This window comes from Pseudomonas sp. Larv2_ips (genome assembly GCF_963879675.1).
Taxonomy (GTDB): Bacteria; Pseudomonadota; Gammaproteobacteria; order Pseudomonadales; family Pseudomonadaceae; genus Aquipseudomonas.
The window spans coordinates 291280-314550 of record NZ_CAWOAW010000013.1 but is presented as its reverse complement, the minus strand read 5'-3'; the positions used below and the strand labels follow the sequence as shown (position 1 = coordinate 314550).

24 protein-coding genes and 2 tRNA genes are annotated in these 23271 nt (G+C 56.8%); 7 read left to right on the top strand and 19 right to left on the bottom strand.

Going from position 1 to position 23271, the window contains the following annotated elements; all coding sequences use genetic code 11:
- Window positions 1-12 precede the first annotated feature (12 nt).
- Both umuC and AACV02_RS05920 read right to left on the bottom strand, forming a co-directional pair.
- Window positions 13-1311, bottom strand: a complete 1299-nt coding sequence (umuC, locus tag AACV02_RS05925; RefSeq protein WP_119736989.1) for a translesion error-prone DNA polymerase V subunit UmuC — start codon at window positions 1309-1311, stop codon at window positions 13-15.
- Window positions 1301-1729 carry a LexA family protein gene (locus AACV02_RS05920; protein WP_119736987.1) on the bottom strand — a complete coding sequence of 143 codons (429 nt, stop codon included), beginning with the start codon at window positions 1727-1729 and terminating at the stop codon, window positions 1301-1303. The genes umuC and AACV02_RS05920 overlap by 11 nt, the downstream gene beginning before the upstream one ends.
- Window positions 1730-1938: 209 nt before the next feature.
- On the opposite strand from AACV02_RS05920, the gene AACV02_RS05915 reads away from it, so the two are divergent.
- From AACV02_RS05915 to AACV02_RS05895, 5 genes are read left to right on the top strand one after another with little or no spacing between them, the layout of a single operon-like run.
- Window positions 1939-2367, top strand: coding sequence for a TIGR03757 family integrating conjugative element protein (locus tag AACV02_RS05915; protein WP_119736984.1), 429 nt, complete (start codon window positions 1939-1941; stop codon window positions 2365-2367).
- Window positions 2364-3305, top strand: a complete 942-nt coding sequence (locus tag AACV02_RS05910; protein WP_119736982.1) for a TIGR03756 family integrating conjugative element protein — start codon at window positions 2364-2366, stop codon at window positions 3303-3305. The genes AACV02_RS05915 and AACV02_RS05910 overlap by 4 nt, the downstream gene beginning before the upstream one ends.
- A gap of 22 nt (window positions 3306-3327) precedes the next feature.
- A complete protein-coding gene (locus AACV02_RS05905) occupies window positions 3328-4689 on the top strand; it encodes an integrating conjugative element protein (RefSeq protein WP_119736980.1) in 1362 nt (453 codons plus the stop codon).
- Between the two features lie 10 nt (window positions 4690-4699).
- Window positions 4700-5068: a hypothetical protein gene (locus AACV02_RS05900; RefSeq protein WP_119736978.1), complete on the top strand. Its 369-nt coding sequence runs from the start codon at window positions 4700-4702 to the stop codon at window positions 5066-5068.
- Window positions 5065-6576: a conjugal transfer protein TraG N-terminal domain-containing protein gene (locus tag AACV02_RS05895; protein WP_119736976.1), complete on the top strand. Its 1512-nt coding sequence runs from the start codon at window positions 5065-5067 to the stop codon at window positions 6574-6576. The genes AACV02_RS05900 and AACV02_RS05895 overlap by 4 nt, the downstream gene beginning before the upstream one ends.
- A gap of 26 nt (window positions 6577-6602) precedes the next feature.
- Here AACV02_RS05895 and AACV02_RS05890 read toward each other — a convergent pair whose 3' ends face one another.
- Window positions 6603-6941, bottom strand: a complete 339-nt coding sequence (locus AACV02_RS05890) for a hypothetical protein (protein WP_157986804.1) — start codon at window positions 6939-6941, stop codon at window positions 6603-6605.
- Window positions 6942-7395: 454 nt separating this feature from the next.
- Here AACV02_RS05890 and mobH point away from each other — a divergent pair, with 454 nt between their 5' ends.
- Both mobH and AACV02_RS05880 read left to right on the top strand, forming a co-directional pair.
- A complete protein-coding gene (gene mobH / locus AACV02_RS05885) occupies window positions 7396-9279 on the top strand; it encodes a MobH family relaxase (RefSeq protein ID WP_119737173.1) in 1884 nt (627 codons plus the stop codon).
- Window positions 9276-10553 (top strand): site-specific integrase, encoded by a 1278-nt coding sequence (locus AACV02_RS05880; protein ID WP_119736974.1) that lies wholly within the window; start codon window positions 9276-9278, stop codon window positions 10551-10553. Before mobH ends, AACV02_RS05880 begins: the two co-directional genes overlap by 4 nt.
- 170 nt (window positions 10554-10723) lie before the next feature.
- Here AACV02_RS05880 and AACV02_RS05875 read toward each other — a convergent pair.
- From AACV02_RS05875 to aspS, 16 genes are all read right to left on the bottom strand, one after another.
- Window positions 10724-10800 (bottom strand) — tRNA-Pro (locus tag AACV02_RS05875).
- Window positions 10801-10933: 133 nt separating this feature from the next.
- A tRNA-Lys gene (locus AACV02_RS05870) sits at window positions 10934-11009 on the bottom strand.
- A gap of 63 nt (window positions 11010-11072) precedes the next feature.
- Entirely contained in the window at window positions 11073-11750 is a 678-nt protein-coding gene (gene queC, locus AACV02_RS05865) for a 7-cyano-7-deazaguanine synthase QueC (protein ID WP_119736972.1), read from the bottom strand.
- Between the two features lies 1 nt (window position 11751).
- Window positions 11752-12399 (bottom strand): 7-carboxy-7-deazaguanine synthase QueE, encoded by a 648-nt coding sequence (queE, locus tag AACV02_RS05860; RefSeq protein ID WP_106578389.1) that lies wholly within the window; start codon window positions 12397-12399, stop codon window positions 11752-11754.
- A 164-nt stretch (window positions 12400-12563) separates the two neighbouring features.
- Window positions 12564-13397 carry a tol-pal system protein YbgF gene (gene ybgF, locus AACV02_RS05855; protein WP_119736970.1) on the bottom strand — a complete coding sequence of 278 codons (834 nt, stop codon included), beginning with the start codon at window positions 13395-13397 and terminating at the stop codon, window positions 12564-12566.
- Between the two features lie 6 nt (window positions 13398-13403).
- Window positions 13404-13904, bottom strand: a complete 501-nt coding sequence (gene pal / locus AACV02_RS05850) for a peptidoglycan-associated lipoprotein Pal (protein WP_003209827.1) — start codon at window positions 13902-13904, stop codon at window positions 13404-13406.
- A gap of 55 nt (window positions 13905-13959) precedes the next feature.
- On the bottom strand, window positions 13960-15240 hold the full coding sequence (gene tolB / locus AACV02_RS05845; protein WP_043205819.1) for a Tol-Pal system beta propeller repeat protein TolB: 1281 nt from the start codon (window positions 15238-15240) through the stop codon (window positions 13960-13962).
- A gap of 17 nt (window positions 15241-15257) precedes the next feature.
- On the bottom strand, window positions 15258-16331 hold the full coding sequence (gene tolA / locus AACV02_RS05840; RefSeq protein WP_119736968.1) for a cell envelope integrity protein TolA: 1074 nt from the start codon (window positions 16329-16331) through the stop codon (window positions 15258-15260).
- Window positions 16331-16783, bottom strand: a complete 453-nt coding sequence (gene tolR / locus AACV02_RS05835) for a protein TolR (protein WP_161630238.1) — start codon at window positions 16781-16783, stop codon at window positions 16331-16333. Before tolR ends, tolA begins: the two co-directional genes overlap by 1 nt.
- A 23-nt stretch (window positions 16784-16806) precedes the next feature.
- Window positions 16807-17502, bottom strand: a complete 696-nt coding sequence (gene tolQ, locus AACV02_RS05830) for a protein TolQ (RefSeq protein ID WP_003209819.1) — start codon at window positions 17500-17502, stop codon at window positions 16807-16809.
- 1 nt (window position 17503) lies between these two features.
- Complete coding sequence (gene ybgC / locus AACV02_RS05825) at window positions 17504-17959, bottom strand: tol-pal system-associated acyl-CoA thioesterase (protein WP_071484353.1); 456 nt, start codon at window positions 17957-17959, stop codon at window positions 17504-17506.
- 140 nt (window positions 17960-18099) lie between these two features.
- The gene (ruvB, locus tag AACV02_RS05820) at window positions 18100-19158 is read right to left on the bottom strand and encodes a Holliday junction branch migration DNA helicase RuvB (RefSeq protein WP_003193867.1); all 1059 of its coding nucleotides are present in this window, start codon (window positions 19156-19158) and stop codon (window positions 18100-18102) included.
- Entirely contained in the window at window positions 19159-19770 is a 612-nt protein-coding gene (ruvA, locus tag AACV02_RS05815) for a Holliday junction branch migration protein RuvA (protein WP_025854761.1), read from the bottom strand.
- Window positions 19771-19837: 67 nt separating this feature from the next.
- Window positions 19838-20362, bottom strand: a complete 525-nt coding sequence (gene ruvC / locus AACV02_RS05810; protein ID WP_016975450.1) for a crossover junction endodeoxyribonuclease RuvC — start codon at window positions 20360-20362, stop codon at window positions 19838-19840.
- Window positions 20363-20520: 158 nt separating this feature from the next.
- On the bottom strand, window positions 20521-21267 hold the full coding sequence (locus tag AACV02_RS05805; RefSeq protein ID WP_106578386.1) for a YebC/PmpR family DNA-binding transcriptional regulator: 747 nt from the start codon (window positions 21265-21267) through the stop codon (window positions 20521-20523).
- 150 nt (window positions 21268-21417) lie between these two features.
- Window positions 21418-23193 (bottom strand): aspartate--tRNA ligase, encoded by a 1776-nt coding sequence (aspS, locus tag AACV02_RS05800; RefSeq protein ID WP_056858570.1) that lies wholly within the window; start codon window positions 23191-23193, stop codon window positions 21418-21420.
- Between the last annotated feature and the right edge of the window lie 78 nt (window positions 23194-23271).

The window sequence follows — 23271 nt, the reverse complement described above, 5'->3', positions numbered from 1 at the left end:
AATTCTGATGCCTCAATTGGCATTCACCGTCCAGAGCTGATCAAGCCTGGTGGTGTAGTTCGGGCTCATCAACTCACGACGCATTGCCCAGGCCGGCGCCGCCGGCACCGCTGCTGCGCGCAGCGTTCCACGGCCCCACCGGCTGTTGATTTCATCGAGAACGTTCATCACCTTGTCCGCTGCAGCTGGTTGCGTGTGCGCGAACAGGTCGTCGGTGAATTCACCTGGTTGACGAAGGTCCATCAACAAAATCTCAGCCTTGCTGTATCGGAACCCAGGGCGGAACAGGCGTTCCACCGCCTGTGTCGCGGCCTTGGTGATCAAACGCACGTCATTGGTAGGGTAGGGTAGCTCCACGACCACGCCGTTAGCGTAACGCGCCTCATCGGGGTTAAACATGCCGGTCCGGATGCTCACGCGGATCTTTTTGCACAGGGAATGCTGTGCCCGCAACTTCTCCGAAGCCCGCTGCGCGTAGGTGGCCACCGCCTCTTTGATCGGCTCGATCGTCTCCAGGCGCATGCCGAACATTCTGCTGCAGCAGATCTCCTGCTTGGCCGGTGCAGCCTCTTCCAGGGCCAGGCACGAAGTGCCAGCGAGCTCGCGTACGGTTTTCTCCAGGACGACGCTGAATTTGCGGCCGAGCAAGAGCGGATCCGCCTTGGCCAAGTCCATGGCCGTGCAAATGCCCAGGGCCTGCATGTGCGCCGTCATGCGTCGACCGATGCCCCAGACCTCTTCTACGGCGGTATTGCGCAACACCCAGTCGCGTTTGAACGGATCGCACAGATCCACGACACCGCCGGTTTGCGCCTGCAGGCGTTTTGCCGTGTGATTGGCCAGTTTTGCCAGGGTTTTGGTGTGGGCAATACCCACACCCACCGGGATACCGGTGTGCTTTAGGACTTTGGCACGGATCTTTCGGCCAAATTCGGTGATATCGCCGGGCATACCGGTCAGGTCGCAAAATATTTCATCGATGGAATAGACCTCGCTGTCGCTCACCATGGACTCAATCAGCGTCATGACTCTTTCGGACATTTGCCCGTACAGCGCGTAATTGCTGCTGAAGGCCACGATGCCGTGTCGGCGCAACGTGTCCTTGATCTGGAAATAGGGCGCGCCCATTTTGACGAAAGGTTTTGCGTCGTAGCTTCGAGCAATCACGCACCCATCGTTGTTGCTCAATACCACGATCGGCGTGGTGGCCAGGTCCGGACGAAACACACGCTCGCAACTGGCGTAGAAGCTGTTGCAATCGGCAAGTGCAAAAACGGGCAAGCCGGGAGCAAGGCCGGAACTATCGCTCATGGTCGCGCACGCTGTAGTTGACCACACCCCATATCACAAGCTCGTCGCCTTCCATTACGTACCTGGGGGGATATTTAGGATTTTCAGCTATCAAAATCACTTGGCCATCTCGATTGTGCAGACGCTTGCACACGCACTCGGCGTTGAGCGCCGCAATAACGATATCGCCATGACGAGCAGTTTTGCTTCGGTCAACGATCACCAAGTCACCGCTGAAAATGCCGATACCTTGCATACTATCGCCCTGGATCTTAGCCAGGTACACGTGTGGTGCACGGATTTCAAAAAGCTCATCCAGCGAAATCAACTTTTCCAGGTGATCGGCCGCAGGCGATGGAAAGCCGGCCGAGACAGGATTGGAGTACATCGGCAGAGGATGACCATCAGCGGCGATGGGACCAAGAAGGGTCGCGTTCATAAACTTGGCCTGAATAATTACTGTATGGATAGCCAGTTAACTGCGTAACCCGCTGCGTCGTCAATTTAAGCCGACCAAGTGCCATCTCTAATCCAATCCTCAAGAACCCGCCGCTCTCAAATACCCAAAGCCTCCAAATTCCTATTTCTTACTGCGCTCAAGACGACCATCCGGTCTTCTGTACCTGAATCCATATCAGGTACGGTGCCATGCTCCAGATCCTTACCCACCTTAGCGAAACGCGGCGCTGGCTGTTTTCACTGCTGCTGTTCTTGTCCACTGCGTCCCACGCGGAAACATGGGTCATCACTGATCAGGCACATCCTGTATCCGCACCTACTGGCGTGCGCATCATTCGTCTCGACGACCAGCAACGCCTCGAGGAGCTGCTATCTCGCCAGCTCTCTGCCGATCCGCGCCAGGCTGAAGCAACCATTCAACGTTTCCTATCAAGCCCTGCCGGAAAACGTCTTCAAAACGACCTGGCTCAAGCCCAGCAGGGCGTCACAGATGCCTGGAGTGTGGGTATAGAAAAGATCCCCGCAGTCGTCGTCGACCGCCGATATGTTGTGTACGGGGAGACAGACGTATCTAAAGCCGTCACGCAGATTGATCGAGCACGGAGCTTGTCACGATGAGACGCTCACGCTTTGCGATCCGCCCACTGTCACTGGCCATCACCTTCAGTTTGTCTTTCAGCGCTTCAGCAGCGATCACCTCGGCGACAATCATTGCATCGACGCTGTCACCTACGTGCCTGGAATACAGGGTGGTCGGCATTTGCTATTGGCTCCTCTGCACGCCCTTCGGTTGCAAGGTCAAAACGTCCACCAAGGTTCGTCACTACGTGCCGGACGCCGTGGTATCGGCCTACTCAAACACGGGAGCAAACCCGTGGATTGAGATGTCGCCTCTCGGTACGCCAAATCCTATGGCCCAAGCCGGTAATGACGGCACCACCAACCACGTTGCTGAAAACAACATCATCAAGTTCAAGGAGGCCGACGTTATTGGCCATCCTGGTGGTGCCACGTTAAGCCAATTCGCCAGCGCCTCGGGTTATGTCTGCAAAGGCGCAACATTGCCGCTCGTTCCTTATTTCCTCAGTACCCTCGACCCGATTGCGTGGAGATATGGTGTCCCGGAGGCCGTATACCCCGAAGCACTCATCCCAGGTCTGCGCGAGGTAGGCAGCCTGCTATCCGCAAGCAGTTGGGGGAATGTCTATCCCCGTAGCGGTTTTCTCAACCAGACAGATGACTACAAGACGGGTGCTGTCATCGCACAGCGCGCCGGCGACGTCGTTACTCGTCTCGGCCAAGCACATGTCTATTTACCGATGCTCGCCCTTCCCTATCCCGGCTACTGGCCAGCGGGAGCGCTGCGTGAAGGTGACGCCTCGACAGGAAAGTGGCAAGAGCTTACCCCTGTGCTTAACCCCACCTGCGCGACATTCCCAACCATCCTACCCAACATCGACTCGCAGGATGGCGGATATGCATGGGCACTCTGGCGCCCTTACTCATGCTGTCAACGTCGTGGCCAAACCTTCCTCGGCAGCACCGACTTCCTATGAACCTAAGCGACCGGAGCACCACATGAAACTCACCCCTTTGGCGATCTGCCTCATTTGCTGTTTTAGCAGCGCAATAGCGCAATCTGCCGACCCAATCAACGTCTCGTCCTCTGGCAGCGTTATCGGTGACGACGTGCTCTACAACATCGGCGGGGGGAATGCCGTGACCATGGGGAGCGCCGGCAACATGGACAGTATTTCCGTCGGCGGCGGCTGGAACAACAACCTGGTCTGCGGAAACATGAGCATGAGCAACACCCTGCAAAACCAGTTGAACGGTGCCACCTCTGGATTCCAGAACATCATGAGCTCGGTGGTACAGAATGCCACCAGCGCAGTAGCCTCGCTGCCAGCATTGATCCTTCAACGCGCAAACCCGGCCCTGTACAACCTTATTACCAACGGCATCCTGCAAGCCCGATTGGACTTTGACCGGTCCAAAGGCACTTGCCGGGCTATTGGTGAAAAGATGGCGGATATCGCCGGTAATCAAATGGGTTGGGGCAAGCTCGCTGAGGGTCAAGCAATGAGCCAGACGCTGACCACCAACACGGACGCAGTGTCGGCTGTGGAACAAGTCGAAAAGAAAGGCGGCAATGATGGCGTCACCTGGGTCGGGGGGGATCGAGCAGGCGGTTCAGGCCAAAAACCTATTCGTATCGTGGGGGACGTCACCAAGGCAGGCTACAACCTGCTGAACAAACGTGCCGCCGGTGATACCTCATCGATCAATAAGGACAGCTGCAACAATGGAATGGTGTGCAACGTCTGGTCATCGCCGCAAGAGGCCACGACCTTTGCCAATCGTGTGCTGGGGGAACAGCAACAACAGACCTGTGACAGCTGCCCTAAAACGGTTACAGCCGCAGGCGTAGGGCTCACACCGCTGATCCAGGAAACTTACGACACCAAGTTGAAGGCCCTGCAGGAGTTACTCAGCGGAGGCAAGACTCTGTCGGTCGATAACCTGGAAGCAGCGAGCAGCAATTCGCTGCCCATCACCCGGGGCGTCGTAGCAGCCCTCAAGGATGAGCGGGATCAGGACGTACTGGCTCGTAGACTTGCCTCAGAAGTCGCGTTGTCCGACGTTTTGGAGAAGGCCCTGACCCTTCAGCGCACCTTGATGGCGGGCAGTCGGGAACCGAACGTTGCAGCCAATGACCTCGCCGTCCAAGCGGTGGGCCAGCAAAGCTCATCGCTGCAACAGGAAATTGGCAATCTGAAGATGGAACTGGACATGCGTCAGCAGCTCGCGAAGAACTCACCACTGACCATCATTGAACGTGGCAAAGCTCGGGCCGAAGATTCACGCGGCGTGTTTCCAGGAGATCCAGAAACGGACCGCCTGAATCAGTTGCAATCACCTGCCAAGAGCAAACAGTGAGGTGTAGGCCATGACTGACAATCAGGATCCTGTCGCCACCCCCAACCTTTCAATGACTCGGCGAATCGGGCGGGGACTTCTCGTGATAACGGGTGTTTTACTCGCAACCACCTGCCTCGTAGTTCTACTCAGCACCGTCTTGATGAGCATGTTCGACAGTGTCGAGGAATGGCAAGGATGGCGTGTTGACAACTACTGGCCGCTCTTCACCTGGCGAGTGATGCTCTATATCGCACTGGCGGTTGCCTGGCTCAAGCTCAAGGCTCGGTTGCCGCAATCGAGGCGCAAAGGCCTGTTGAAGATCGAGGTCATGGTGGCTTTATTGTTTGCCATGGTTGAGATGAGCAAAGTGCTGTATCAGGCAGGAGGTGTCCAGTGACGCTCTACACCAATGACTATTTGGAGTACTACCTGACGCTGGTCGGCTGGATCATCAACAACGGTATCTGGGATATGGTTTCAGATACCGGCTTGTTCGCACTGCCCTTCTGCATAATCGTGATTCGGGAATGGATCAAGGTGCGTGGAGAAGGGGCTGACGAGGGTAACAAAGGCGTACTTTCACTGGCCCGGATCGAGACCAACATCTATGTTGGCTACGTCGTTGTCGCATTCTTCGCGGTCCCTGCCGTCAATGTGAGCTTCGATACCTTGGCGTTCGATCAAAGTAGAGCCCAGCAATGCCAATACAACTTACCCAAACCAGCTGACACCGGCTGGAACACGACATTTAGCTCTTTGGCTGGAAAGAGTGCGCAGATGCCCATGTGGTGGGCTTTCATGCATGCGCTGTCAAAAGGGTTAACCAACGGAGCAGTCGCAGCCATCCCTTGTGGGACCGACCTGCGACAAGTCCGGATGGAGGTGAACAACACCAAGATCAACAACCCACTGCTGGCCCAGGAAATCGGCGACTTCACCCACGACTGTTACGGGCCTTCACGCGCCCGGCTCTTCATGCGTCAACCAGACTGGGGCACTAAAGCCAATGATCCCCAGTTCTTACAGGACCTCAGTTGGGTCGGCTCCCACTTCTTGCTGAACACCTCGGGCTACTACGACACGGACTACTCCAAGACACCTAGAACGTCCTGGCCATACAACGCTTCGCGTGATGTGGGGTTGCCACAGGTGAGCGGAGGTGGAGGATATCCAACATGTAAACAATGGTGGTCCGATAGCGGAGTAGGCTTACGAGATCGTATCAAAGATCAGGTATCTCCTGACCTCATGACAAAAATGCTTGGATGGGCGAAGTGGCTGTCCCAGGACGAAGTGACCGACTCGCTTGTTCGGCAACTGGTCTCACCGTCGAACCAGGTGAAAGGAGATGTTTATACAGACTACGGTGGACAAATTAACGGGACGGTGTGGAATGGCGCAGCCCGTGTTACCGGCACCCTAGGGGTAGCACTGGGCTCATTGGCCTACTTCCCGGCCATGGACATGGTTCGTCAGGCGCTACCAATGGTTATGGCGTTCTTGAAGATGGCGATGGTGATTTGCATCCCGCTGGTACTGATCGTCGGCGCTTATCAGTTGAAAGTAGCCATGACCATGACAGTTGTATTTTTTGCGCTGATCTTCGTGGACTTTTGGTTTCAACTGGCGCGGTGGGTCGATACCACAATCTTGGATGCCCTATATGGAGCAGGCTCACCGCACTTATCTTTTGATCCAGTGATGGGTTTGAACGCTACGGCTCAGGATGCGATCTTGAACTTCGTGATGGGGGCAATGTTTATTATTCTGCCCGTCTTCTGGGTAGGAGCGTTGGGGTGGGCAGGGGTCAGTGCAGGAAATGCCCTAGAAGGACTTACCAGCGGCACTAAAGATGTTAAACAAGCGGGATCGCAAGGCAGCAAAGAGCTGAGGAAAATAATCTGATGTTATGAGTAGCTCTTGGCAAGACGCTACTCATCATCATCCCCAAAAGTATGGCAGTTTCCATACATATCGTAATAACCCCAACCATCAGGCCCGTTTTGCCAACCAACGCCAAAAACCTCGTTAGAGGTCACCTTACGACGCGAGGAAAAAGTCACAACAACGACAGCGAAAACGAAACCGGCCATCAAAACCGCCAGAAACGCATGAGCAAACCAGTGCCATGAATAGGCCGCAAATGTTATCAGTGCCAGACGCTTCACCCAGCGCCAGGTAGGATTACTACTGAACCAAACGGCGCGCACGATCACACCCAAGCCATAACCCAAGCGGCTTGCAACTCCCGGAGTGGTGTGTGTGGTCATGATGCTCATCCTCGACTGCCTCATAACTAGAGGCGCTTTGACACTATTTATAGTCTTGATTTATCGCTGCTGCAAGCCATCTGACACAGAACTACACAGGCTGCTCCTGCCATATACCCACCTTTCAGAGCAAAAATGGCCCAAAGGGTAAAGGGTTCTGCAAAAGCGAATGGAATGGTTCACAAGGGTAAAAGCCCTACCCGAAAGGGCTTGCTACGCAAAAAGCTCGTCGCCCTCACCTGCTGTTAGTCGCAATTCCTGGAGCGACACTCAATAAAAAAGGGTTCGGAACCTCGTCGTGCAACTGTTCTGCGCAGGCGAAGCCACCTAAAGCGTCACACTGATGGCGTAACGCCTCTCGAAATACCCTAACGCAGCCGGTGACCTTTTCCCATTGAAGTAAACCCACCAGATAGCGGAAAAGCCAGTCCATGATTCATTGATGGAGCTGGTGATGTTCTCATTTTTCCGCCGCAGCAAAACCTTACCTGCTGCTGCCCCTTCACCAAACGGTTTTCTGAAACCTGCCCAGGGACAGGATTTGCTGGCGACCCCAAGGCGTCAAAAACTGCTGGAGAACATATGGCAGCGTGCTTCGTTATCGCGCTCACAGTTTGTGGAGCTCTATCGGCGCCCACTGGAGCGCTACGCAGAGTTGGTCCAGCAGCTCCCTGCCTCGCAGAACCACCACCATGCACACCCAGGCGGCATGCTTGATCACGGCTTAGAGATCGTCGCCTATGCGTTGAAGATTCGACAGACCTACCTCCTACCCATCGGTGCACCACCGGAGTCTCAATCGGCCCAGGCCGAAGCGTGGACTGCCGCAGCTGCTTATGGCGCTTTGATTCACGACCTCGGCAAGATTGCCGTCGACGTGCACATCGAACTGGAGGGAGGTAAAACCTGGCACCCATGGCACGGCCCAATCAATCGCCCTTATCGCTTTCGCTATGTGAAAGGACGCAATTACCAATTGCACGGGGCCGCTGCCGCACTGATATACGCGCAGATCCTTTCCTCGGAAATCCTAGACTGGCTCAGCGGTTTCCCCGAAGCCTGGTCGCAACTGATCTTTGTGCTGGCCGGCCAGTATGAGCACGCCGGAATATTAGGCGAGATTGTGGTCAAGGCCGACCAGGCCTCTGTCGCCCAGGAGCTTGGCGGTAACCCAGCTCGTGCGTTGTCAGCGCCAAAACAGTCCTTGCAACGTCAGCTGGCGGACGGTTTGCGTTACCTGGTCCGTGACACCTTCAAGCTGAATCAGCCTGATGGCCCGTCAGATGGATGGCTGACACAAGAGGCTCTGTGGCTAGTCAGCAAACCGATTGCCGATCAACTCCGCGCCTACTTGCTGACTCAAGGCGTTGAAGGCGTACCCAGCTCGAACGCCCCCTTCTTCAACATGCTGCAGGACCAGGGTGTAATCCAGACCAACGCCCAGGATAAGGCCATCTGGAAAGCAACGATCGACAACGGTAGCGGCTGGCGAAATACCTTCACCCTGCTCAAGCTTTCACCCTCACTGATTTGGAGTGATCCCAACGAACGGCCCACTGTGTACGCAGGCACCCTTGAGGTTGAGGCTGGCAATGCAGTGGATGAGCTTGCGGTGCAAAGTCACAGCGCTGCTCCAGTGAAAAGCTCACCTCAAGCGGCTGAAGCCAATGCTGCACCAGCGCCATTAACGCCGGCACCAACGGCATCAGCTGATAAAACACAACGTACTTCGGATGATCCGGCTGAATTTGACGCGCTACTGGCACTCCTAAATAATGTCAATGAGCCACTAGAAAACGCCCAAAACAGTTCCTTGCCAGCAATACAGAGCGCGTCTTCGAAACCGGATGATAGCGAGCCCCTCCACTCTCCTAACCCAGGAGGCGTGCATGCACCAACTGATAAAGAAGTCATTGTAATGCCCAGTAACACCGAGCTCGGCCAGAGATTCGTTGAATGGCTAAAACAAGGGATCGCCTCTCGAAAAATCATTATTAACGACACCAAAGCACTGGTCCATACCGTAGCCGGGACCGCTATGTTGGTGACGCCAGGAATATTCAAGCGCTACGTCCTTGAGTTCCCCCACATTGAACAGCAAGCCAAAGCACAGCAAGTTAACGCTTGGCAGTTGGTTCAACGAAGTTTCGAGAAGCAAAAACTTCATCGAAAAACCCTGAAGAGCCTGAACATATGGAACTGCGACGTAATCGGCCCTCGCAAATCAAAACAGCTGAAGGGTTACTTACTATTGGACCCCCTCACAATTTTCTCAGAAGTACCTCTCGATAACGCAAGCCTTTCTTTAAAATTAGGATCAATGGAGTCGCAACAATGACCACCGCCTTGCTACTTACGGAGGAATACATCTTTGCGCGTGACCTTCGACCAGCAACTGCAAAGATTTATCAATCCTCAGCCAAAGCGATGCTCGCACATTTCGGGGCTACCCCAATCGAAGAAATTGATCATAGGTCGATCCTTACGTGGCGAAAACAGTTTCTCGCGAATGGTAAGGCAAAACGCAGTTGGAATACCTACTCGAGCCATCTACGCACGGTATGGTCGTATGCGATAAAGCACGAAATGCTGAAACATACAACGGTCAACCCATTTAAAGAAACTTGCGTGACCCCCGCTAAACGCCCAAGCAAGATACTTAATGCCAAACTTATTCAGATATCTCGAAATTGGCTCGAAGCCCTCGAGGCTCAGGAGCGCTGCACACACGAGCGTAGCCAGGTTACACCTGCTTGGTTTTGGCTGGCTGTGTTCGAAGTTTTCTACTACACAGGTATACGGCTCAATGCACTATTGCATTTGCGCTACAAAGACGTCGATTTTGATAAGCAGATGATTCTAATCCGTGGAGAGACAGAAAAAACACACCGAGAGTTCTCAGTGCCCATCATGGAGGGTCTTGCGCCCCACCTAAAATTAATTGTGGATAAAGCGAAGCGCGCTGGCTTCACCTCAGATGACCAACTGTTTAACGTTAACCGTTTTTCAATGCATTACCGTGGGCGAGTAATGACGTCGGATCAGGTCGAAGCAATGTACCGCAAGCTGACCCAAAAATTTGGAGCTCGAATCACCCCGCATCGTTTTCGTCATACCTTGGCCACGGATCTGATGAAAGAACCAGATCGCAATATCCACCTCACGAAAAATCTGCTGAATCATTCGAACATAGCGACGACCATGAGCTATGTCGAGGTCGACTACAGCCACATGCGCACAGTCTTGCATGAGCGTAGCGTGATGCAAGGGGCATTAAAGCGTATCCGGCGTGAAGACTCGAGCGGACAGTCTTCACGATCACATGGGACGGTCAGAAGGCTAGACAGACCGACTGTGAAGCTGACCTCTTCCAAAGCGTTGGAAGAAATAGCTATAGCCATGGAACTTTCGACGAATCCAGCGCTTAAGCAAGCTTTGAATCACGTAGCCAATTATTTTGGAGAAATACAGGAACCTTCGAGCGATCAGGAACATCCGCCTGTAGAAATGAATACCCTAGCTGCACTCATGTCTTCTGCGATCAGAAGGCCAAGCATGGCATCAGGGTATTCGCTCGCTCAATTAGCGAGACCAACCAAATTATCACCATAACTACCGATCACGGATAAGCGCGCCGGCGGAGCAGCAGCGCCCTACCGCTTACTAGCACGTTTCGCGCATGCCAACGTCGCGTTGGTAGAGGATCCTGCGCGCAAAAGAAATGTGCGCACAAAAAAAAGGCAAAAAAAAGACGCCTAAATAGGCGTCTTTTTTAACGGATATGGTCGGGGTAGGGGGATTCGAACTCCCGACATCCTGCTCCCAAAGCAGGCGCGCTACCGGACTGCGCTATACCCCGGCATGTGCAACGAAAATCCGTTGCACATTGACATCATGCGACAACAAAACTACTGTTTGCCGCAGACGGCTGCATGTCGATCGAGTAGATACTGCTCAACTCCGCCCTACTAAACACACATCCGCTTTGAAAATGGTGGGTCGTGTGGGATTCGAACCTACGACCAATTGGTTAAAAGCCAACTGCTCTACCAACTGAGCTAACGACCCGCTGTGTGGTGGCGCGTATAATACTGATTTCTAAGGATTATTCAACACCTTATTTTAAATAAATCAGAAATAACGCGTGGGGTCAGTAACTCCGGCCGCTTGGAAGCCTTCTGCGCGCAGTCGGCAGGCGTCGCATTTCCCACATGCACGGCCGTCATCGTCTGCCTGATAGCAGGAAACAGTCAGCGTGTAATCGACGCCAAGTGCTACACCAGTCTTCACAATGTCCGCCTTGGTCATGTTCTGCAGCGGTGCCTGAATATGGAAGCCCTGCCCCTCTGCGCCGGCCTTGGTGGCCAGGTTGGCCATGCGCTCGAACGACTCGACGTACGCTGGTCGGCAGTCTGGATAGCCGTTGTAGTCCAGCGCGTTGACACCGATGAAGATGTCGCGCGCATTCAATACTTCAGCCCAACCAAGCGCCAGAGACAGAAATACAGTGTTGCGCGCTGGCACGTAGGTCAGCGGAATGCCTTCACCGGGCGCCTCGGGCACGTCAATGCTGCTGTCGGTGAGCGCGGACCCGCCGATGCCATTGAGGTTGAGACCGATCACCTTATGCTCGACCACGCCCATGTCACGGGCCACGCGCGCGGCGGCGTTCAGCTCGGCGCGGTGGCGCTGGCCGTAGTCGAAGCTCAGGGTGTAGCAGTTGAAGCCCTGGGCGCGGACCATGGCCACCAGGGTGGCCGAGTCCAGACCGCCGGAAAGCAGGATGACTGCGCGCTTTTGATCAGCCATATCAGCGCCCCGGCTCGTCATTCCACAGGTATTTGTGCAGCTGCAACTGCAGGCGCACCGGCAGGTTGTCCGCCACCACCCAGTCAGCCAGGTCGCGAGCGTTCAGGTCGTGATGGCTGGGAGAGAACAGCACCTCGCCTGCACGACGGTCCAGCCCGTACTGGATCAGCTTGGAAGCCGCCCAGTCATAATCGTCGCGGGAACAGATCACGAACTTGACCTGGTCATTGGCGGTCAGCAGGTCCATGTTGGCGTACAGGTTGCGGTGCGCCTCTTTGGAGCCAGGGGTCTTGAGGTCGACCACACGGCTGACCCGCGGATCCACGGCCGAGATGTCCAGGGCGCCGCTGGTTTCGAGTGAAACCTCGTAACCGGCGTCACACAGCCGCTTGAGCAGCGCGATGGCATTGGGCTGGGCCAGGGGTTCGCCGCCCGTCACACAGACGTAGCGCGGCTTGAAACCGGCAACCTGCTCGATGATGTCGTCCAGGGTGCGCACGGTGCCGCCGCTGAAGGCGTAGGCGCTGTCACAGTATTGGCAACGCAAGGGGCAGCCGGTCAGCCGTACAAATACAGTAGGCAGGCCAGCAGTGCGCGTTTCACCCTGTAACGAGTAAAAAACTTCGGTAATACGTAATGTGTCTTGCATAGTCGCCACGGGCGTAACAGCTAAACAGGCTGTCCGCCTCCGTCAGGCACTTCAAGGAATTGCGCAAACGCGCAAACCCCAGGAAGCGTGTTTCATAAAAGGGCGTGGATTCTAACGAAAAAACCCGCGCCAGGCGCGGGTTTCTTCTAAACGGGAGGCATCGCTTACAAGCGCTGCAGATCCCGCTGTGCCAACTGGGCAGCGGAGGTACCCGGATATTGGGCAACCACCTGCTGCAGAATGCCTTTGACCTTGTCGGTGTGACCCAGGCGGCGTTCTACGTCAGCGAGTTTGTACAACGAATCAGGCACCTTGGCGTGCTTTGGGTAAAGCTGGCTGACCTTGGCAAAAGCCTGGCCTGCACCTTGCAAATCACCCTTGGCCAAGTTGACCTCGCCCAACCAGTACTGGGCATTGCCCGCGTATTGGCTGTTCGGGTATTTGCGCAGGAATGCGGTAAAGGCCTGGCTGGCCTTATCGAAATCCTTGGCTTTGATCAGGTCGAAGGCTGCATCGTAATACAGCTTTTCCTTCGCCGGATCACCCGGTTCGCTGCTGGCGGCAGGGGCTTGGCTTGCCGCCGCGGCCCCTGCTGCTGCACCACCGGCGGCGCTTGGTGCGCCACCGGCAGAAGAATTATCAGGAGTGGCGGCAGGTGTAACGCCGGCTCCAATGCGTCGGTCAAGATCCTGGTAACGCTCCAGGCCTTCTTGCTTAAGCTGGTTCACTTGATTCTGAAGAACTTCAATCGTGCCTTGTTGCTGCGACAATTGATCCTGCATGCGTTGCAGCTGGTTGAACAGTTCGCCCTGTGCCGAGGGAGCGGACGTAGCCGCTCCCCCAGCATAGGCGCCGTTCGTGCCATAACCCGCTGGCGGATAACTGCTCCCGCTATTGTTATAGCCAGAGTTGCTATCTTCCACAGGAACCGCAGCCCACACCGCAAGCGGTGCGAGGCTGAGAGCCAATACAGTTAGAGCACGACGGCACGTTCGCATGACGAATTACTTACGCAGTTCGACGCGACGGTTTTGAGCCCAGGACTGCTCATCGTGGCCAGTAGCAACTGGACGCTCTTTACCGTAGGAAACCAGTTCCAGTTGGCCTGGAGCAACACCTTGCAGTACCAGGTAGCGCTGAACGGCTTTCGCACGACGCTCGCCCAGTGCCATGTTGTACTCACGAGTACCACGTTCGTCAGTGTTACCTTCCAGAACAACGCGAGCGCCGTTAGCTTTCAGGTCCTTCGCGTGAACGTCCAGAGCGCGCATGGCTTCTGGCTTCAGGTCCGAACTGTCGTATTCGAAGTAGAAAGTGGTGATAGCGCGCAGAGCAGCTTCTTCGCTCAGGGAGCCGTCAACTGCACCAGTGTTAGCGCCGTAACCAGCGTTTGGATCAACAGCTGCGCCTTCACCGGCATTGTCGCCGCCTTTAGACGAGCAACCAACGGCTACGGACAGAGCCAGAGCCAGAGCAGCAAACTTACCAAACTTCAGCATTTCCATCGTGAAACTCCTAATGAACCCCAGTGTGTTAAGTACTTCTTTTTGTAGCGCCGCGTCAGTTCAGGTAAGGGGACCAGGACGGTTCTCTGACTTCGCCTTGAGCGGTAGGAAGCGGGAGCCTTACGCGTCCATTAATGGACACGAGCATCAAGACTCCCCGGCCCTGCTGGCGGGTGGCGTAGATTACCATGGTGCCGTTGGGCGCAACAGTAGCTGACTCATCAAGGTTGGTATCTGTGAGGATTTTTACGGTTCCGCGCTGCAAATCCTGGGCCGCAACCCGGAAATTAGTGAAACCATCCTGACGGTGAATCATCACCAACGTCTTTTCATCGGCCGAAAGCTTAGGATTGGCATTGTAGTTACCAATAAAGGTCACGCGTTCTGCGCCACCGCCATTCACGTTCGCTTTATAAACTTGTGGCTTGCCGCCACGGTCGGAGGTGAAGTAGATGGTCGAGCCATCCTTACCCCAGAACGGTTCGGTGTTGATGCCCGGGCCGCTGGTAACACGGCTGATCTGGCGCGAAGCCATGTTCATCACGTAGATGTCCGGGTTGCCGTCCTTGGAGAGCACGAACGCCAGGCGCGAACCATCCGGCGACCAGGCTGGTGCACCGTTGAGGCCTTCGAAGTTGGTGATCTGCTCGCGACGACCTGTATCGATGTGCTGAACAAAGATACGTGGACGGCGCTGCTCGAACGATACGTAGGCAATACGCTTGCCGTCCGGCGCAAAGCGCGGCGACAGGATTGGCTCACGCGATTGCAGCAAGGTTACAGCGCGTGCACCGTCGTAGTCCGAACGCTGCAAAGTGTAACGAGTGTTGTCTACAGAAAAACGCTCAGCCGTTACATAAAGCAGACGTGTCGAGAAAGCACCCTTGATACCGGTGAGCTTTTCAAACGACTGGTCCGAGATGTAGTGCGCCATGTCCCGCAGTTGTTCGGCGGTGCCCGATACGCTGCCGGTCAAGACCTGCTGCTCGGTGGCCACGTTGAACAACGTGTACTGGATCTGCAGGCGACCGCCGGCCGGCGTGATGTTGCCGACCATCAGGTACTGGGCGCCCACCGCCTTCCAGTCACGGAACACAACTTCGCTGGCCTGGTTAGGCTGGCTGATCATGTTGCCTTTCGGAATCGGCGCGTAGTAACCGGAGTTGCGCAGGTCGTCACTGACGATCTGGGCCATGTCGTCCGGCAGCACGCTGCCGCCCTGCCAGCCGAACGGTACTACGGCAATCGGGGTGGCCCGATCGCTACCGCTGGTAACCAGGATGTTCTTTTCATCCGCCGCCGCTATCCCTGCCATACAGCAAATAACGACAAGCATTCCTCGAAGAAGGTTTCTCACAAGGCTAGATCCTCAGGTGTGAATGTCATCTTGAATGAACGATAGGGAGCGAAGTCGCTTGGTTTCATTCCCTGCATCTCGGTCAACCGGCCAATGTTCTTGACCGCGGCAACCGCCGAACTGTCGAACGAACCGTCACCACTGGACTTGGCCACGCTGACCGAAGTCACCGTACCGTCCGGCAACATGCCGATCTGCAGCACTACTGTCATGCCTTTGCGTGCCGAAGGTGGACGTGTCCAGCCTTCCGCTGCCCGTGCCCGAATCAGGTCGTCGAAACTGCCCGCGACTTCATCACCACGTTCATCGGCCAAGGCTTGCTGACGCTGCGGCGTGTCGGAAAGCAAATCTGCCAAGGCCTGGGCCTTTTTCTCTTCGGCGGATTTACGTGCTGCTTCCTGGGCCTTTTTCTTGCTGGCGTCGGCGGCAGCTTTCTTCTTCGCGTCGTCGGCGACTTTCTTCTTCGCCTCGTCTGCTTCAGCTTTTTTCTTGGCGTCTTCGGCGGCTTTCTTCTTCGCGTCTTCGACTATCTTTTTCTTGGCGTCTTCAGCGGCCTTTTTCTTGGCCTCTTCTTCGGCAGCTTTTTTGGCTTCTTCTTCAGACTTCTTTTTAGCTATATCAGCCAATTGTTTCTCTTCGGCTTTTTTAGCTTCGGCAGCTTTATCGGCTTTTTTGGCTTCATCAGCCTTTTTCGCCTCGTCAGCTTTCTTGGCTTCGTCAGCCTTTTTCGATTCCTCGGCCTTTTGAGCCGCCTCTTCTTTCTTTTGTTCCGCAGCAGCCTTCACCGCTTCCTGCTCGACCTTCTTCTGTTCCATCTGTTCGACTTCAGTCTGGCGCGCAGCCGACTTCTGGGCCTCACCCGCAATCTTTTGATTGGTCTGGGTGGTGGCCTGACTTTTCGATTTCAGCTGATACAGGGTCGCCTGCACGATCGGCTTGGCTGGCGGCAAGTCCGGGGTCATGGCAAAGCTGACGAACAGCATGCCAAACACCAGGACGTGCAGGACAATTGCCCAGACGCTAGGCCAGAAGTAGCTTTCCGAGGCGGACGGCTCTCGCTGTTGCTGCATCAGGGCGCCTCGGTAATCAAGCCAACGTTACCCACGCCGGCCTTCTGCAGCCCACCCATGGCGCCCATGACGGAACCATAGTCGACCACTTTGTCGCCGCGAATGAACACCTGGGTGTGCTTGCCGCCTTCGTTGCCGGACCGGATGATCTTGGTCACGGCATCGGTCATCTGCGGCAAGGTCATGGCCTTGTCCTGCTGTTTCTGGGTGTCGACTTCGCTGCCAAGGTTCCAGTAATAGGTCTTGTCAGCCTTGATCGAAATGGTCAGGACCTGAGTGTTGTTGTCTTGCGGCAAGGCTTCGCTGGAAACCTTGGGCAGATCAACCTTCACGCCCTGATTGAGCATCGGCGCGGTCACCATGAAGATCACCAGCAGCACCAACATCACGTCGATGTAAGGCACTACGTTCATCTCGGCGACCGGCTTGCGCTTTTTGCGAGCTCGAGCGATTAAAGCCATTGGGAATTACCTGCTTATTCTTCGCTGGTGTGCACTTTACGGTGCAGGATCGCCTGGAATTCATCGGCGAAGGTGTAGTAACGGCTGATCAAGGTCTCGCCGCGCGCGGCAAAACGGTTGTAGGCAATTACTGCGGGGATAGCAGCGAACAAGCCGATCGCGGTGGCGATCAGGGCTTCGGCGATACCCGGGGCCACGGTGGCCAGGGTCGCTTGCTGGGCCTGAGCCAGGCCACGGAAGGAGTTCATGATGCCCCACACCGTACCGAACAGGCCGATATACGGGCTCACGGAACCGACGGTGGCGAGAAACGGCAGGCTTTGCTCCAGCTTCTCTTCTTCGCGGGAAATCGCGACGCGCATGGCACGGGCCACGCCTTCCATGACTGCTTCCGGGTCAACGCCCGGTTGCTGACGCAGGCGGGAGAACTCCTTGAAGCCGGCGCGGAAGATCTGCTCGACGCCCGAATCCGGGTCCGGGTTGCTGCCGGCCTGGCGGTACAGCTTGGACAGGTCGATACCCGACCAGAAGCGCTCTTCGAAGCTCTCCAGGGCACGTCGACCGGCACGCAGCAAATTGCTGCGTTGAAAAATCATGACCCAAGAGGTAACCGATGCGGCTACCAGGACCAACATCACCAGTTGAACCACGACACTGGCATTGCTGACCAGGCTCCACATGGAGGAATGGTCGACGACGGTAGGTTCCACGCTAAATCTCCTGCTTTGATTGTTTACCCGCGCCGCTTACGCCGGCAAAGGCCGCACGTAGAGCTTCGGGAATGGCCCGGGGTTTCAAACTATTGGTGCGCACACAGGCCACCAGGAACTGCCCCTCACAGAGCAGCGTTGCATCCGTTGCCCGCCTGACTTGCTGTTTAAAGCGCAGGCTGACACGGTTCAATTCGATTACTTCAGCGCTGACCAGCAACTCGTCGTCCAATCGCGCCGGTGCGTGATAACGCGCCTCGCTGGAATGCACGACGAATAACAGGTCCTCCCCTGCCAGCTGGGATTGGGCAAAGCCCAGCTCCCGTAGCCGCTCGGTTCGAGCCCGCTCCATGAACTTGAGGTAGTTGACGTAATAAACGATGCCGCCGGCATCGGTGTCCTCGTAATAAACGCGACAGCGATGTGCGAACGACTGATCCCCGTTTTGCGCGCGCATACTCTAGTGCTTACTCCTCAGGTTGCCAATCCGGCTGGGCAACTGTTTTTTCCATTCTCTGAAACATTTGCAGCAACTGAATGACGCTACCAGCCACTAGGACAGCACAAACATCAGATAAATCGACTGACGTGAGCTTTTTAATCGTCCACTGCATCCAGGAATTCGTCTACTACAGGCATCTCGCCCAATCGTGACGGAATGTTTAACCCGAAGTGCAAATAAGCATGACGCGTCACCACCCGCCCCCTTGGCGTGCGCATGATGTACCCCTGCTGGATCAGGTACGGTTCCAGCACATCCTCAATGGTATGACGCTCCTCGCTGATCGCCGCCGCCAGGCTGTCCACACCCACCGGGCCGCCGTCGAACTTCTCGATCATGGTCAAGAGTAGACGTCGATCCTGGTGGTCGAAGCCATGTTCGTCCACATCCAGCAGGTTCAACGCCAAATCGGCCACGGCCTTGGTGATATGACCCTTGGCGCGCACTTCAGCAAAATCGCGCACACGTCGCAATAAACGGTTGGCAATCCGCGGCGTGCCCCGCGCTCGACGGGCGATTTCAAAGGCGCCTTCCGGGTCGAGCGGCAAGCCAAGAATACTCGCCGAACGACTGACAATCGTCGCCAGGTCTGCGGTGCTATAGAACTCTAGACGTTGAACAATGCCGAAACGGTCTCGCAGCGGGTTGGTCAGCATGCCCGCGCGGGTGGTCGCGCCCACCAGGGTGAACGGCGGCAGGTCGAGCTTGATCGAGCGGGCCGCCGGGCCTTCGCCGATCATGATGTCGAGCTGGAAGTCTTCCATGGCCGGGTAGAGCACTTCTTCGACGATGGGCGACAACCGGTGAATCTCGTCGATAAACAGCACATCGTGCGGTTCAAGGTTGGTCAGCAGGGCCGCCAGATCACCCGGACGCTCCAGCACCGGACCGGAGGTGGACTTGATCGACACGCCCATTTCCTGGGCGATGATGTTCGCCAGCGTGGTTTTACCCAGCCCCGGCGGGCCGAAGATCAAGGTGTGGTCCAGGGACTCGCTGCGCCCGCGCGCGGCCTGGATGAACAACTCCATCTGCTCGCGCACGGTGGGCTGGCCGATGTATTCGGCCAGGCTCAGCGGGCGGATGGCCCGGTCCTGGACTTCTTCACGGTCGCGCGGGCCAGTGGCCGCGATCAGACGATCAGCTTCAATCACTTAAATCATTCCCTTCAGGGCTCGGCGGATCATGTCTTCGCTGCTCAGGTTCTTGTCCTTGATGGCCGATACGGCTTTGCTCGCTTCCTGAGGCTTGTAGCCCAGGGAGATCAACGCGCTGACCGCATCGCTCTCGGCGCTGGCGACCTGGCCTGCCGGCATGTCCGGCTGGTTCGGCACCAGGGCAAACATGCTCGGCACCACTTCCCAGGCCTTGAAGCGGTCCTTGAGTTCTACCAGCAGGCGCTCGGCGGTTTTCTTGCCGACGCCCGGCACCTTGGTCAACGCCGAAGTGTCCTGGGCCGACACCGCGCGCACCAGCTCATCGACTTCCAGGCTCGACATCAATGCCAGCGCGAGCTTTGGCCCTACGCCATTCAGGCGAATCAACTCGCGGAAAAAGTCGCGGTCGCGCTTGCCAATGAAACCGTAGAGCAGTTGCGCGTCTTCCCGTACCACCAGATGGGTGTGCAGGGTCAGCGGCTCGCCGACCGACGGTAGGCGATACAGGGTGGTCATGGGCACTTCCAGCTCATACCCCAACCCATTCACATCCAGAATCAGGTGCGGCGGCTGTTTCTCAGCCAGGGTGCCGCGCAAGCGTCCAATCACGGTTCAGATCCTTAAAGCTTGGGGTCAGATCGAGGCCTGACCGGAAATAACGATTGCGCTGATGCTATCAGAGACGCAGCCGGCCGCCACGACTGCGTGCCGTGCCCAGGCCGTGCGGCAGCAAGCTTGAGCGCGTGTGCGCATGGCAAATGGCAATGGCCAGGGCGTCGGAGGCGTCGATTTGCGGTTTTGAGGTGAGCTTGAGCATGTGCATGACCATCATCTGCACCTGCTCCTTATTCGCCGCACCGGTGCCGACCACAGCCTGTTTGACCTGGGTCGCTGTGTACTCGGCGATTTCCATGCCCTCCTCCGCGCCGGCAACAATCGCGGCGCCACGGGCCTGGCCAAGCTTGAGCGCGGAGTCGGCGTTTTTGGCCATGAACACCTTTTCGATGCCCATGGTCACCGGGCCGTAGGTCTGGATCACTTCACGCACGCCGCGGTAGACAATCTGCAGGCGCTCGGCCAACTCGCCCGCGCCGGTGCGGATGCAGCCCGAGGCGACGTAGACGCAGCCGCGCGGGGTCTGTTGCACCACGCCAAAACCGGTGATGCGCGAACCGGGGTCGATACCTAGGATTAAAGTCATAACGCCTGCGGGTTGGGTAAAAACAATTTTTGATACAGAGAAGCTCTAATGTGGGAGCGGGCTTGCTCGCGAAAGCGATGTGTCAGTCAACTCATATGCTGACTGATACACCGCTTTCGCGAGCAAGCCCGCTCCCACATTTTGATCTACATCGCCCTTCAGCCTAGCTGCTCGGCTACAGATTCCGGGATGTCGGCGTTCGAGTACACGTTCTGCACGTCATCCAGGTCTTCAAGCATATCCAGCATCTTCAGCACTTTCTGCGCGCCGTCCAGGTCCAGTTCGGCGCTGGTGGTCGGCAGCATCACGATTTCCGCGTCAGTGCCTTTGAAACCTGCCGCTTCCAGCGCGTTGCGCACCGCATAGAAGCCGGCAAACGAGGTGAACACGTCGATAGAACCATCTTCGTTGGTCACCACGTCGTCGGCGTCAGCCTCCATCGCAGCTTCCATCAGCGCGTCTTCATCCGTACCCGGCGCAAAGGTGATCTGCCCTTTGCGCTCGAACAGGTAGGCCACCGAACCGTCGGTGCCCAGGTTGCCGCCGCATTTGCTGAACGCATGGCGCACGGCTGCCGCAGTACGGTTGCGGTTGTCGGTCATGCACTCGACCATCACCGCCACGCCGCCCGGGCCGTAGCCTTCGTAGCTCAGTTCGACCATGTCGTCGGTGTCGGCGGCGCCGGCACCACGGGCCACGGCGCGGTCGATGATATCGCGGCTCATGTTCGCGCCCAGAGCCTTGTCCAGCGCCAGGCGCAGACGCGGGTTGGAGCCCGGGTCACCACCGCCTTGGCGGGCAGCGACGGTCAGCTCGCGAATCCACTTGGTGAAGATCTTGCCTTTCTTGGCATCCTGACGCTCTTTGCGGTGCTTGATGTTCGCCCACTTGGAATGGCCAGCCATAACACAACTCCGAAATTCTCTAGAAACCTTATCAATCCCGCCCCAGGCAGGGTTTTCCTCTTGAAAGCACAACCCTTGTAACGCAAAGGCGCATCCGAAGATGCGCCTTTTTAGACTGCGTAAACCTCAGTGCGCTTTCACGCAGCAGCCTTACTCAGCCTTTGGCGTCTCGCGCAGACGGATGTGCAACTCGCGCAGCGCCTTGGCATCCACCACGCCCGGAGCCTGGGTCATTACGTCCGCAGCACTCTGGGTTTTCGGGAAGGCGATCACTTCACGGATCGACTGGGCGCCGGTCATCAGCATCACCAGACGGTCCAGACCGAATGCCAGGCCACCGTGCGGCGGCGCGCCGTACTTCAGGGCATCGAGCAGGAAGCCGAATTTCTCTTCCTGTTCGGCTTCGTTGATGCCCAACAGGCGGAACACCGCTTGTTGCATTTCTTTGCGGTGGATACGGATCGAACCGCCACCCAGCTCGGTGCCGTTCAAGACCATGTCGTAGGCACGCGACAGCGCGCCTGCCGGGTTGGCTTCCAACTCTTCAGGCGAGCACTTCGGCGCAGTGAACGGGTGGTGCAAGGCGCTGAAGCTGCCGTCGTCGTTCTCTTCGAACATCGGGAAGTCGACGACCCACATCGGTGCCCACTTGCAGGTCAGCAGGTCCAGGTCGTGGCCCAGCTTGATCCGCAGCGCGCCCAGGGCTTCGCTGACGATCTTGGCTTTGTCGGCGCCGAAGAACACGATGTCGCCGTCGACCGCACCAACGCGATCGAGGATCGCGTTCAGGTTGTCCAGCGGAATGTTCTTCACGATCGGCGATTGCAGACCGTCAACGCCATTGGCGCGCTCGTTGACTTTGATGTACGCCAGGCCCTTGGCACCGTAGATGCCGACGAACTTGGTGTAGTCGTCGATCTGCTTGCGCGGCATGCTCGCGCCGCCAGGCACGCGCAGGGCGGCGATGCGGCATTTAGGGTCGTTGGCCGGGCCGCTGAACACCTTGAAGTCGACTTCCTTGAGCTGGTCGGCCACGTCCACCAGTTCCAGCGGGATACGCAGGTCTGGCTTGTCGGAACCGTAGCGGCGCATGGCCTCTTCGAAGGTCATGTGCGGGAACTCGCCGAACTCCAGGTCCAGCACTTCCTTGAAGAGGTTGCGGATCATTTGTTCGGTCAGGCCCATGATCTCTTTTTCATCGAGGAAGCTGGTCTCGATGTCGATCTGGGTGAATTCCGGCTGGCGGTCGGCGCGCAGGTCTTCGTCGCGAAAGCACTTGGCGATCTGGTAGTAACGGTCGAAGCCGGCCACCATCAGCAGTTGCTTGAACAGTTGCGGCGATTGCGGCAAGGCGAAGAAGGAACCGGCGTGGGTACGGCTCGGCACCAGGTAGTCACGCGCGCCTTCCGGGGTGGCCCGGGTGAGGATCGGCGTTTCGACGTCGAGGAAGCCGTTTTCGTCGAGGAAGCGGCGGATGCTGGTGGTCATGCGCGAACGCAGGCGCAGCTTCTCGGCCATTTCCGGACGACGCAGGTCCAGGAAGCGATAGCGCAGGCGAGTTTCTTCGCCGACGTCGGAGTATTCGTTGAGCGGGAACGGCGGGGTTTCCGACTCGTTCAGCACTTCGAGCTCGTAGCCCAGCACTTCAATCGCGCCGGACGCCATGTTCGCGTTCACGGCACCGGCCGGACGCAGGCGAACCTTACCGGTAATTTTCACAACATATTCGCTGCGCACGCGGTCGGCGGCGGCGAAGCTTTCAGCGCGGTCCGGATCGAACACCACCTGGGCCAGACCATCACGATCACGGATATCGAGGAAGATCACCCCGCCGTGGTCACGGCGACGGTGAACCCATCCGCACAGGGTGATTTCCTGACCATCCAGGGTCTCGTTCAGTTGGCCGCAATAGTGGCTGCGCATCATGATAGTGGTTTCACTTCTCGTAATTCGAATTTCGGTGGAGGCTCGCCTCGTCACCATACAGTTAAGCAGGGGACGGAT